The following is a 12,306-nucleotide window of genomic DNA, read 5'->3' as shown; positions in this document are numbered from 1 at the left end:
ATTCCCTCTCCCTTTGGGAGAGGGTTAGGGTGAGGGGAATTTAACGCACTTACTCGTCTTCTTCGTCACGCAGTGGAACAATCAGCATATCCACGTGAACGGTGTTAATCAGCTGGCGCGCGGAAGACATCAGTTTGCTCCAGAAGTCCTGATGGTGACCACATACCACCAGGTCCATATCGTATTTCTTAATCGCATCAACCAGCACCTGGCCCAGATCGCCGCTACCGCTTAAGGTTTCAGTGATCGGATAGCCCGCGTTGGTAGAAAGCTCGCTCAGCGCGTGGTGAGTCTCTTCGGAGATGCGTTTCTGCATATCGCCGAGATTCACGTCGATCAGACCGGTGTAGAGGTCGGAGTAATTCACATCTACGTGAATCAGCGAAACTTTCGCGTTGTAGGGACGTGCCATGGATACTGCTTTATCAACCAGCACTTTACTCTCCGGGGAGAGGTCTACCGCGATAAGAATGTGTTTGTAAGCCATAGTGTTACTCCTTCCTTAAGTTATCGATGACTAAATGGGAAAGCCGTCGTCTGATGCTTTCATTACGGCCCAGTTAAACATATTTTTCAAGCTTTGGTGTTGATAACGATTAACCTTGTGGCAAAAAAATTAACGGATCTCCTACACTATTTAATGAGCCGTTCGGATATTAAAACGCGAACCGGATCGACTTTTGGTCATTCTTTCACTGAACTGTCTGTCAGGGCATTGGGGTGCGGTAGCTCAGGAGCCTTGCTTCGTGGGCGGACGCCGGGGAGGATGTATGATTAGCACCGTCGCATTGTTTTGGGCGTTATGCGTGGTTTGCATAGTGAATATGGCGCGCTACTTCTCATCGTTACGTGCGCTGTTAGTGGTACTTCGTGGTTGCGATCCGTTGCTTTATCAGTATGTGGACGGTGGAGGGTTCTTCACCTCGCACGGACAGCCCAGCAAGCAGATGCGTCTGGTGGGGTATATCTACTACCAACGCTACCGCGATCACCACGATGAAGAGTTTATCCGTCGCTGCGAGCGCCTGCGTCGTCAGTTCATTTTGACCAGCGCCCTGTGTGGTCTGGTTGTGGTGAGTATGATTGCGCTGATGATTTGGCACTGAGCATAAAAAAAGCGGGCCAGTTTCCTGACCCGCTTTTTTGTCGCCTTCAGCCGATTAAATCAGCTTCAGCGAAATCCAGTACAGACCGCCAGACAGCAGGATGGACGCCGGGAGGGTGAACACCCAGGCCATCAGGATGTTGGTCACGGTTTTACGCTGCAAACCGCCGCCGTCAACAATCATTGTACCTGCCACGGACGAAGAGAGTACGTGGGTGGTGGAGACTGGCATACCGGTGTAACTCGCCAGACCGATAGATACCGCTGCCGTCATCTGCGCGGACATACCCTGCGCATAGGTCATGCCTTTCTTACCGATCTTCTCGCCGATGGTGGTCGCCACACGACGCCAGCCAATCATCGTACCGATACCCAGCGCCAGCGCGACCGCCATGATGATCCAGATTGGCGCGTACTCAATGGTATTGAGCATATCGCCTTTCAGTTTCTTCAGCAGACGTTGGTCGTCAGCATTAACCTCTGGCAGCTTCGCGACTTTATCGGTCACGTCGGAGATACAGAGCATGATGCGACGCAGCTGACCACGCTGTTCAACAGCCAGTTTGTCATAGCTTTCGATATCGGCCAGCATGCCTTTCGCACGTTCCAGCGCGTTAATCGCGTTTGCCGGATGGCAATGGAACTCGCCCGGTGCCGTCGTTGCGCCTGACTCCGGAGAAGGAATCAGCTGGTCCACGCCGGTCGCTTTCTTCAGCAAATCAGGATGCTGCTGGAAGTAAGTCTCAACGTTGTTTACCGCATCACGGGTACGGGTGATTTCGTAACCGGAGGCGTTCATGTTAACCACGAAGCCCGCCGGTGCGACGCCAATCAGAACCAGCATCACCAGGCCGATACCTTTCTGACCATCGTTCGCGCCATGAGAGAAGGCGACGCCGATAGCGGAAATGATCAGCGCGATACGCGTCCAGAACGGCGGCTTTTTCTTGCCGTCTTTCTTCTCACGCTCTGCTGGCGTCAGGTGGATACGCGCACGTTTTTTCGTGTTGCTCCAGTAGCGACGCAGGATGAAAATCAAGCCACCCGCCACCACCAGACCGACGATAGGGGAGATGATCAGAGAGCCGAAAATGCCGAGAACTTTCGGGATATTCAGCGCATCAACGACGGAGGTCCCGGTCATCAGGGCATTGGTTAACCCGATACCGATAATCGCGCCGATGAGGGTGTGAGAGCTGGATGCCGGCAGGCCGAAATACCAGGTACCGAGGTTCCAGATAATCGCAGCAAGCAGCATAGAGAACACCATGGCCAGGCCATGACCGGAACTCACGTTAAGCAGCAGATCCGTTGGCAGCATATGCACAATGGCATACGCAACGCTCAGTCCGCCCAGGAGGACACCAAAAAAGTTAAATACCGCCGCCATAACAACCGCAAGCTGCGATCGCATTGCGCGAGTGTAGATAACCGTTGCTACTGCGTTTGCAGTGTCGTGGAAGCCGTTGATCGCTTCGTAAAACAGCACAAAAACCAGAGCAAGCAATAATAAAAGCCCGGTATGTAAATCCAGGCCGGCAAACAAATGTAGCATAGGACGTTACGCCATTTTGAGGACATGAACGCGGCGCATTATCCAGGACAAATGCGCAACGGGCAAAGTGAAATATAGACTTTTTTTGACATACCACCTGATTTGAGAAATGTGCCTGAAAGGATAATCTTTAAATATCAATGAAATGGCTTTGTAATATCTTTTTACGCTGGTGCGACCACTGAGGAAACTTTACAATCCGCGGCAGTTAACGAAGAGGATTTTGACGTGGAAAGGTTTGATGCCGTAGTTATTGGCGCCGGTGCGGCGGGTATGTTTTGTGCGGCGATGGCCGGACAAGCGGGTCGTCGCGTGCTGCTGCTGGATAACGGAAAAAAGCCTGGCCGCAAGATCCTGATGTCTGGCGGTGGGCGCTGCAACTTTACTAATCTTTATGTCGAGCCTGCGGCCTATTTGAGCCAGAACCGCCATTTTTGCAAATCTGCGCTGGCGCGCTATACCCAGTGGGATTTTATCGAACTGGTGGGTAAACACGGTATCGCGTGGCATGAGAAGACGCTGGGACAGCTGTTCTGCGACGACTCCGCGCAACAAATCGTTGATATGCTGGTGGCCGAGTGCGAGAAAGGCGGCGTAGTAATGCGCCTGCGCACCGAAGTGCTGGACGTCGCCCGTGACGAGCAGGGCTACACGCTGCAACTCAACGGTGAGACCGTCAGCGCCGATAACCTGGTGATCGCCAGCGGCGGCCTCTCGATGCCGGGGCTGGGCGCCTCACCGTTCGGCTATAAAATTGCCGAGCAGTTTGGCCTGAAGGTACTGCCCACCCGCGCCGGGCTGGTACCGTTCACGCTGCATAAGCCGCTGCTGGAGCAGCTTCAGACACTCTCCGGCGTGTCTGTACCGTCGGTCATTACGGCCGAAGACGGCACGGTGTTCCGCGAAAACCTGCTCTTTACCCATCGTGGACTCTCGGGGCCGGCGGTATTGCAGATCTCCAGCTACTGGCAGCCGGGGGAGTTTGTCTCCGTAAACCTGGTGCCGGACTGCGATCTGGACGCCTTCCTCAACGAGCAACGCGCCGCGCACCCGAATCAAAGCCTGAAAAATACCCTGGCGATGCAGTTGCCGAAGCGTCTCGTGGAGTGCTTGCAGGTGTTAGGGCAAATTCCGGATGTTGCGCTCAAGCAGCTCAACAGCCGCGAGCAGGAAACGCTGGTGGAGACGCTGACGAACTGGCGCGTACAGCCAAACGGCACCGAAGGCTACCGCACGGCGGAAGTGACGCTGGGCGGCGTGGATACAAACGAACTCTCATCCCGCACGATGGAAGCCCGCAACGTGCCGGGTCTTTATTTCATTGGTGAAGTGATGGACGTGACCGGCTGGCTCGGCGGGTATAACTTCCAGTGGGCGTGGGCCAGTGCCTGGGCATGCGCGCAAGCGCTGGCTGATGTCCGAGGACAATAAAGTTGTACACAAAGCACTAAAGTTGTAACCATTCTCAAAAAACGACGCTAATGTTGTATACTTACTGAATGTGTGGTTATAGGGTTGGAGACTATAAAATGCACATATAGGTACGTATCAATGTCGTTTTTAGGGTACGATCATGGCTAGGGGTAGGCGTCTCAAATCCTATTTGGATTATGAAAATGCGCTAGGTGACGGCATAGGAGTGGGCTATGGCCAAAGTTATCAGCCCTGGCTTAGAGCTCAGGACGTTAAATCCCGTGGAAACCGTTCGATAGTCTTTGGCCTTAAGACGTTTCGAAACCATCATCTCCTTTCTTCTGTCGAAAGTAACTTTTTCTATCTGGCTGAGTTTAATGACTCGGTGATTGATATCCGGGAACAATTCCCACTCTTTCCTCTCCGGCTTACCCAACAAATAGCAAATCATCTACATTTTCAACATCCTATGGTGAGGGGAGTAAGAGGAGTACCTGTCGAAGTTCTGAATGTTATGACAACCGATTTTTTACTGACCTTGAGAACTCCTGAAGGCGGACTTCGATACAAAGCTATAGCAGTAAAACATAACGAGAGCATACCTGAACGCGAAGCCCAAAAACTTGAAATAGAGAGGATGTTTTGGCAGTTGATTGATGTTGAGTTTCAAATTTATGTTGGCTCGGAACTCAATAACGTCGTCGGTAAAAACATTTGCTGGGCTACTTCTGTATTAAGAGATGGTTCTGAATTTTATGATAAATATCCTCTTGATAAAATCCTATGGAAGCTTAAACCAGATGTTTATCCCATAGTAGGACTACGTGCAATGATTTCATCAATCTTTGGGGTAGATGCACAAGAAGCGATGATGTTATTGCAGGCAATGATTGGATTAAAAATGATAAATGTTGATTTATCATATCCAATACTCGAAACCGGTCTGATAAAGATAATTTCCAATGACCACTATATAGGACTGAACGCAAATGGATATTATTAGGAATTCAGTCTGGCTCTCTCAAGGCACTGATTTGCTTGCAGAGGGACTTTACCGTGTTTTGGATTTTGACAGAAAGGTCGATTTGTTAATTTTGTTTAAAATAAAATCAGAAAGAACGGGTAAGCCAATCCCTTTCTCATTTTCAATGTTTAAATATTATATTGAATCAAATAGCATAACTTGTAAAGATTATATATATCCTTCATATATGTTAGTAGATGAGAAAGAATTAACAGATAAAGACAGAGGAAGGCGAGATGAAAATTACAATATCATTAAAGATCTTGTAGATGACAGAATGTTTCTGTTCGACTATGCATTACATAAAAAGTCGCACCTTTTAATGGATTACTCAAGAAATAAAAAAATATCACAATATACTATCAGAACGCTTCTGGCGTTGTATTGGCGACATGGGCAGGATATTTATGCATTGCTACCCGCATTCTCGAACTGTGGCGCCGCTGGGAAAAGTAGAATCAAACATGAAATTAAACTTGGGAATTCCAAAAAAAACAGAGCATTACCTAATGAACGATCACGTGTTTTCATTCTTAATGAAAGAGATATAAATAATATTAGAAAATCTCTCATTACGTATCATTATAAAGTTAACGGAGATACGATAAAGAAAACATTAGAGAGACATATTGATTTGTATTTTAGGGATGAAATTAAAACAGCAAACCTAGAAAATAGAGCTCCATATGTTCCTTCTTTAAAACAATTTTCATACTGGAATAAAAAACTCTTCACTAAAGATTTCTCGATAAATAAGAAGAACACGAAAAAAGAAATAGACCTCAAAATGCGGGCGCTTTTAGGTAGTGTGGCTAATACAACTGTTTTGCCGGGTGATGTTTTCGAAATAGACTCAACTGTCGCTGATGTACATCTTATTTCGAGTTTAAACAGACGAAAAGTCATTGGGCGTCCTACTATTTATACAGTGGTGGATCGTGCAACAAGAATGATTGTTGGCCTTCATGTTTCTTTATACCATGCTTCATGGCGAGCCGCCCGACAAGCGTTAGCAAATTGCTTTATGCCAAAAAAAGAATATTGTAGATTATTTGGAATCTCTATTACTGATGATGATTGGCCTTGTTCTCACATTCCATTAACATTGATGTGTGACAACGGGGAGATGATTGGTCTTAAACCTCAGGAAGAGATGACCCCCCTGACAAAACTTGAGTTTGCGCCAGTCGGTAGAGGCGACAGAAAAAGCATTGTTGAACGCTGTTTCGGCATTCTGAATGATGAGGTTATTCATAGGCTTATTGGAACAACACGAAGGGGAAAGATTGTTAAAGGAGAGCCAACACCGCAATCCAGGGCTTGTTTAACGATTCAGGAGGTCACGTCTTTACTGATTCGGGAGATACTTGCACATAATCAGAGAACGTATGAGGAACTGGCTTATATCAATCCCTTACTGATTGAAAATGATCTCGTAATATCACCAAAAAATAGTTGGATGATAAGCTTAAAGCACGGGAGATTCAGCGCAAGAGCCGTTGGGGCCGACGAAGTGATCGCACGATTGTTAATCCCTGTGAACGCTAACATTACCGCCGGTGGGATTCAGTACAATAATCTTTTTTATGAATGTGATCCTGAAATTGCATCAGGTGTCAGAGTATTTGGAAGAACCACTTGTGAAGCAAGAATAGATGACAATTGCGTAGATTATATATATGTAAGATTTGACAAAAATAGCATTTTCAAAAAACATTACCTACTTAAGAAAAGAGATGTATTTAAAGGGAAAGCTCATCTTGATACAGATGTAATGGCTGATTGGGTAGATACTCAAAAAGAAATTAATTTATTTACTCTGGATTCGCTCAGCAATATCAATAATAAAGATGAATTTAACAGGAAAGGTAACGAAAGATTAAATGAAATATACGAATCTCGCCGGGTACATGGTAAAGATATTAAAAAGAACAGGAAAAATGAACTTGATTCATTAGGGCGAACTCATGTTGCTAATGGAAGATCTGAACCCCTACTTCCTTCATCCAGTAATGTTCTGCTTTTGCCTGGCCGGGAGGAGAAACAAAGATGGTTAAAAGGTAAGAAGAAGACTGAGGACGCAGAATAATGAATCTTATACGGCGCGTTTCAGCGATATATAAAGAACAGGAGTTACCTGAGTATCGTGGCAATCCCTTAATTGAAGCACTTCCTGAAGCGCTTACGGAAGATGAAGTACTTCTGGAAATGAGTTATTTCCCCGAAATTGACGAAAAAATCCGCTGGACTGCCCCGGCGAATGTTAGAGAGCAGTATGTCGAACGTATAAAGAAATTCCGTTGCCCTCAAACCAATCTTATCCAGGCTTATAAGATGATCTTACGGGCACTTAGGGAAAGCTATGCAGCTCGTAATCCTTTAAAAAGCGGAACAATTCAATATCTTCATTACTATGGAAATGAGCGTCCTGATATTGAGCCAGAAAGTGGATATTTTAAATCCCAGGCTGAAACTATTACGATAGTTGGAATGAGTGGTTCTGGAAAAACTACCATGATTGAGCAAGTCATGGATCATTTCCCTCAGATTATAGAACACAGCAGCTATAAAGGAGTTTTTCCCGGCTTCAGTAAGCAAATTGTATGGGTAAAGATTAATTGTCCATACAATTCAAGTGTGAGAGACCTTTGTGAAGAGATTTTACAAAAATTAGATGATGCAATTGGTATTGAACGAACTACACCTGAGATTAGAAATGGTGCTCTGGCTCGCCAGATTGCACAAAGAATTAAATCATCATTTTTGGGTATCCTTGTTATTGATGAAATGCAGAGGCTTAAATTTTCAAGAACCGGGGGTGAGAGTAAGTTGATTGATTTTTTACATGAAATTGTAGATTCCATGGGGGTATCTATGGTTTTTTGTGGAAATCATCCTTTTGACGAGACGCTGACAAAGAAAATGAGAATTGCCAGGCGGGCAGAGTCTGGTGGTTACATGAAAATTAAGAATGTTAGATACGATTCACAAGACTGGCAATCGTTTATTCATTATTTATGGCCATTACAATGGACAAATGTTGAAACTCCATTAAATGATGAGTTAAACGAAAAATTATTCATTTTATCTAAAGGCAATATTGGATTGGCTCAGATGATTTATCGGGGGGCACAATTAAAGGTTATCGGTAGCGGCAATGAAATCATCACTGGCGCAGTCTTGTCGGCCTCTGTACCGGTACTCGTGAGTCATACGGAGGAATATAAGGATACTCCACTCCCGGGGGCCGCGACTGAAGATGAGGAAGCTAAATGGCTCTCTGCATCTAATGAGGGTGATGCTTCGGCTAAAATCATGGCAGAGAAGTCCCTAAAGTCTTTGATCCCTGGGGATATAGACAGGCCACAGCACAAGGAATTCGTAGGAAAAATAGACGAGGTTTTGCGCAATTTCGACGAGAAAATACTGTCTCTTGACCACGATCTTGTTATCAACAGAACAGCTGAAAAGAAAAATACCTACGATGCTCTTCAGCGTTGCGGGCTTATAAATATAGATCCACTTAATAAATTGTAATGAGGTAACAGTTCGTAACGGTCAAAGAGAGGTGTGGGAAATGAGAATGTTGCCTGTTTTGCCTGATGAATCCTTGTTCAGCCGGTTTTGTCGGACAACTACCGTGTACGGTATGTCCCCATCTTCTCTGTTAACGATCATTTTCAACAAACCTGATATGAACGTCCATCCAATTCTCAATTCAGGATTAAAGGCTATTTCTCTTCATACATCCGAAAGTGCTGATCAGCTCTGGCATGAACAGACTTTACTCCCTCTTTTTGCCTGGGCACTACCAATCAGTCGTAATGAAATTATGGATTTCAACACGACCCCTGCCAGGCTTAATCGATTGTGCCGCCTTAGTAATTTTTCACTAGGGCAGCGCACACTATTGAAGTTTTGCCCGGTTTGCGCTCGTGAAGATACTTTTCATTATGGTGTTACTTATTGGCATCTGGCGCATCAGCTTCATGGGGTTACAACCTGCCATCGGCATCCGGTAGCGCTTGAAAGCATCCATGTCCCTTCTTCACCGCACATACGTATTGGACTGATGCCTCCTGTTTCGTATACAGAACAACTTAGCAATGAGATAGACTTCGATTTTGCTAAGTTTTGTTATGAGTCCCTAAATATAATCAGAAGAAAAGATATTACACACCCCAATTACATGGATGTACTTAAAAAGTTGAATTTATTATCATTGGATGGAAATTTAAAGAAAAATGTATTCTACGCACATGTTTATGCTAAGTGCCAGTTATTTGGGGAGGGTTCATCGGGACTTATACCAACATCCCTAACTGATTATCATTACTGGGAGCCTATACTCAAAGACAAATGTTGTCAGCATCCCACAAAGCATCTTTTGCTTTGTTATTGTTTGTTAAATACTTGCTGGCCAACGTATGCAGGAAGTCGTACTAATAAAAAGAAAGAAATCTTTAAAAGTCATAAGAAATACAGTTTTCATATAGTTGAAAATAATACTAGTGTTAGCAACCTTGGGAAGGAATTTAGTCGCAGCAGATGTTACATTAAAACACTTATTTATAAAAAATACCTGAGGGCGTTTAAGCGAAACACAAAAATTAATATATTCACTGAATTGCTTATCAAGTCTATGGCTGTAAGGGGGTTTAGTCTGGCATCCATAGCTGAGAAAAACTCATTATCGGAAGGAGCTGTATCCTCTGTAATTTCATCTTGTTACGGTTTATGCTCATGGCGTAAAAAATGTAAAAAAGATTCTTTAAGACGGCGTCATAAGCAGAAAATATTAAGATTTATACATAATCAATCCGTTTCTATAACACGAAAGTTAGTCAAAGAAAGTTGTTATGCAAGTTTCTATTGGCTAAATAAACATGAATGTGACTGGCTTAATTCCTGTCTTCCTAAAACAATACGATGCTATAAAAATAAAAGAGTAGACTGGAGCGAGAGAGATATTATCTCATCATCATTAATAAATGATGTTTTATCTCAGGGGCAGTACTCGATGTCACTTACAAGTCTAGATGCTTTACTGGGAGGGCATGGCTGGCTTTTGAAATACAGAGATAAACTACCAATGACAATGATACTTCTCAGAAAAATGGAACTAATTAAATAAGAGGGAGTTATATGGTTTACGAAAATGAATTGTGGCACAGTTTTCTTCTGCGTTCACAGATAATGTATAACTTATCCAATTGCAGGAACATAATATCAAAGCATGGCGCACTAAGGTACGATGCCTTTCCTCGTTTCGAACTGATTGATATGTACAAATTGCATAGCTTGCAGGATATATATGACATTCTTGCCACTAGAAATGGTTATATACTAACTTCCAATATAGTGTCGTTATCTTCTGGTGTTTACGGGTATTTTAACGCTGTTGAAGATGCCTGTCGGAAAAATTTTCACATAACTAATTCATATCCATTGGTAAACATCTCAAACATTCGTTACTGTCACAAATGTATTGTTGAAGATATACACTCTAAAGGCATTGGTTATCTGCGTCATAGATGGTTGTTTGAATCTAAATGTGCAGTTCATAGTACCAGTTTATATGAGGTTTGTTTTGATAACTATTTGAATGCAGTGAAAGGACTTAGTGACTTAATTATAAGTGGAATAAATCCTCATGGTTATTGTTCCCTTGTGGTTGACGTTTCAAACCCTTTCAAAAATCCAGTGTATATATTACCATGTGCACGTAATAAAATTTTAAAATGGATTTCGGACAATAAAAATATGCTGATTTACTTTCTCTTTGATCTCTTCAAATGTAAGTCGCATTCAAGTTTATCTAAGGTTATCGAAGTCAAGATAATGCATGATAGATATATTTCTGCGGTGTTCAAGATGTTAAGTGAAGTTAATTTTTGTAATTTCAACTCATTTATTTCTGATATTTTTGAGGACGTAAGTTATGCCTCTATCGGACTTGATGATTATTCTGTTAATGTGCATTTTCTCAGGCTAAGGGCTGCAGATTGTAAATTTTGCCAGTTGAATGGTAAATATTTTTGCTCACTTTACAATGTAAAACTTCTTCGCTAATTTCACTTCATTTATAAAATACTAAGAAAGCTAGTTAGATAAGGTTTTATATTTTGACTGGGGCAGGAATAAATTATCACTCATAGAGTTTCCCTGGGGGTTACCACCTGTGTATGATGCCGGTTAGCAACAACGTCTAAAAGACCTGCGATCACGTGGGTCCCTCTCCAGCAAAGGGGCAAGGGGTGCTATATAACGGTGTACTGCTTACCCAATACGGCCTTGTATTTGAAAGATGCCGCATCTTGGCAGGATTCGTATTACAGCCTATAGTCTGTTAATGAGCATTACAGCCTATATGCTGTAAATCCCTGCGTTATGCTTGTTAACTCGTCGATACGGAAGGTCACTTATGAACACTCAATACGCTTTGAAGACTTTGAATCAGTTACGTCCTGTTTTAATCGGCTTTCGCAAAGCCAATGGACTGACGCAAAAAGATGTTTCTGAACGTTTGGGTATAACACAGCAAACTTATGCCCGACTAGAGGCCAACCCTGCAAGTGCGGGTTTTGAGCGTTTGTTTAGGGTGTTCAGCGTCCTTGGAGTGGAGATCGTACTTTCATCCAGGGAACCATTGTCAGATGCAAAGCCCGAATACGGAGCTATGCACAATTATTCTTCACTTCCAGCCAGGCGGGAGAAATGGTGACGCCTGGCGCTTCCCGGTCTAATTTTTCTTCAACAAGATTAACCCCTTAGCGGCCTGAAGTATCAGGTTGCGATAGAGCCTTTCATTTCTTCTGTTATGTTAAATACACCATTTTGAGCTATTTCGCTCGGCCTTAAATTATCTCTTCATTCTTCAGTGAAAATTTTATGTCGATCACATTATCGATGAATTTAGGAAATAATCCGTAAATGAAAATCTATCTTCTTTTAAATTCATCAGTGTCAGTAGCAAATATTACGCATAAAAGAATGGTTATTATTATCATTTAAATTATAAAGCTCATGAGTCAATTCCAAAAAATATAATAAGCATTGAAATCATTACCCGTGATTCTGGAGTTTTAACTTTGCCATGTAACCAACCACAAGTTAGTTTCCGGTGTTTTGAGGGGCAGTAAAGTTCTGAAAGCGCGACCAGATCATAATCCCGAAATGTCGTTAAGATATTCTGAATAACGGTTATCC

General features: G+C 43.5%; 10 protein-coding genes. 8 read left to right on the top strand and 2 right to left on the bottom strand.

The features are described from left to right. Nucleotides 1-49 precede the first annotated feature (49 nt). Entirely contained in the window at nucleotides 50-487 is a 438-nt protein-coding gene (gene uspA / locus ACOTX1_RS14225) for a universal stress protein UspA (protein WP_003861223.1), read from the bottom strand. A gap of 283 nt (nucleotides 488-770) precedes the next feature. Between uspA and uspB the strand changes: the two genes are divergently transcribed. Next, nucleotides 771-1,106: a universal stress protein UspB gene (gene uspB, locus ACOTX1_RS14220; protein WP_003861224.1), complete on the top strand. Its 336-nt coding sequence runs from the start codon at nucleotides 771-773 to the stop codon at nucleotides 1,104-1,106. Between the two features lie 54 nt (nucleotides 1,107-1,160). Here uspB and pitA read toward each other — a convergent pair whose 3' ends face one another. Then, complete coding sequence (gene pitA / locus ACOTX1_RS14215; RefSeq protein ID WP_003861225.1) at nucleotides 1,161-2,660, bottom strand: inorganic phosphate transporter PitA; 1,500 nt, start codon at nucleotides 2,658-2,660, stop codon at nucleotides 1,161-1,163. A 228-nt stretch (nucleotides 2,661-2,888) separates the two neighbouring features. Here pitA and ACOTX1_RS14210 point away from each other — a divergent pair, with 228 nt between their 5' ends. From ACOTX1_RS14210 to ACOTX1_RS14180, 7 genes are all read left to right on the top strand, one after another. Further along, a complete protein-coding gene (locus tag ACOTX1_RS14210; RefSeq protein ID WP_023304587.1) occupies nucleotides 2,889-4,091 on the top strand; it encodes an NAD(P)/FAD-dependent oxidoreductase in 1,203 nt (400 codons plus the stop codon). Between the two features lie 142 nt (nucleotides 4,092-4,233). Next, a complete protein-coding gene (locus ACOTX1_RS14205; RefSeq protein WP_000090707.1) occupies nucleotides 4,234-5,076 on the top strand; it encodes a TnsA endonuclease N-terminal domain-containing protein in 843 nt (280 codons plus the stop codon). Then, nucleotides 5,063-7,186 (top strand): transposase, encoded by a 2,124-nt coding sequence (locus tag ACOTX1_RS14200; RefSeq protein WP_000351437.1) that lies wholly within the window; start codon nucleotides 5,063-5,065, stop codon nucleotides 7,184-7,186. The genes ACOTX1_RS14205 and ACOTX1_RS14200 overlap by 14 nt, the downstream gene beginning before the upstream one ends. Then, complete coding sequence (locus ACOTX1_RS14195) at nucleotides 7,186-8,634, top strand: ATP-binding protein (RefSeq protein WP_001049180.1); 1,449 nt, start codon at nucleotides 7,186-7,188, stop codon at nucleotides 8,632-8,634. The genes ACOTX1_RS14200 and ACOTX1_RS14195 overlap by 1 nt, the downstream gene beginning before the upstream one ends. Before the next feature lie 40 nt (nucleotides 8,635-8,674). Further along, nucleotides 8,675-10,231 carry a TnsD family Tn7-like transposition protein gene (locus ACOTX1_RS14190; RefSeq protein ID WP_001324699.1) on the top strand — a complete coding sequence of 519 codons (1,557 nt, stop codon included), beginning with the start codon at nucleotides 8,675-8,677 and terminating at the stop codon, nucleotides 10,229-10,231. Nucleotides 10,232-10,242: 11 nt separating this feature from the next. Continuing rightward, entirely contained in the window at nucleotides 10,243-11,169 is a 927-nt protein-coding gene (locus ACOTX1_RS14185; protein ID WP_000262423.1) for a hypothetical protein, read from the top strand. A gap of 352 nt (nucleotides 11,170-11,521) precedes the next feature. Then, the gene (locus ACOTX1_RS14180; protein WP_001097216.1) at nucleotides 11,522-11,821 is read left to right on the top strand and encodes a helix-turn-helix domain-containing protein; all 300 of its coding nucleotides are present in this window, start codon (nucleotides 11,522-11,524) and stop codon (nucleotides 11,819-11,821) included. The last annotated feature ends 485 nt before the right edge of the window (nucleotides 11,822-12,306 follow it).

Source organism: Enterobacter cloacae complex sp. IR5401 (genome assembly GCF_049238425.1).
In the GTDB taxonomy this organism is placed as follows: Bacteria; Pseudomonadota; Gammaproteobacteria; order Enterobacterales; family Enterobacteriaceae; genus Enterobacter; species Enterobacter hormaechei_C.
The sequence above is the reverse complement of the archived record's forward strand: the minus strand, read 5'-3'. Positions and strand labels throughout refer to the sequence as shown.

Excerpts from the sequence above, each read along its gene's own strand:
- ACOTX1_RS14180 (WP_001097216.1), top strand. The coding sequence starts at position 11,522 with ATGAACACTCAATACGCTTTGAAGACTTTGAATCAGTTACGTCCTGTT.
- pitA (WP_003861225.1), bottom strand. The coding sequence starts at position 2,660 with ATGCTACATTTGTTTGCCGGCCTGGATTTACATACCGGGCTTTTATTA.
- ACOTX1_RS14190 (WP_001324699.1), top strand. The coding sequence starts at position 8,675 with ATGAGAATGTTGCCTGTTTTGCCTGATGAATCCTTGTTCAGCCGGTTT.
- ACOTX1_RS14200 (WP_000351437.1), top strand. The coding sequence starts at position 5,063 with ATGGATATTATTAGGAATTCAGTCTGGCTCTCTCAAGGCACTGATTTG.
- uspB (WP_003861224.1), top strand. The coding sequence starts at position 771 with ATGATTAGCACCGTCGCATTGTTTTGGGCGTTATGCGTGGTTTGCATA.
- ACOTX1_RS14185 (WP_000262423.1), top strand. The coding sequence starts at position 10,243 with ATGGTTTACGAAAATGAATTGTGGCACAGTTTTCTTCTGCGTTCACAG.
- ACOTX1_RS14205 (WP_000090707.1), top strand. The coding sequence starts at position 4,234 with ATGGCTAGGGGTAGGCGTCTCAAATCCTATTTGGATTATGAAAATGCG.
- uspA (WP_003861223.1), bottom strand. The coding sequence starts at position 487 with ATGGCTTACAAACACATTCTTATCGCGGTAGACCTCTCCCCGGAGAGT.
- ACOTX1_RS14195 (WP_001049180.1), top strand. The coding sequence starts at position 7,186 with ATGAATCTTATACGGCGCGTTTCAGCGATATATAAAGAACAGGAGTTA.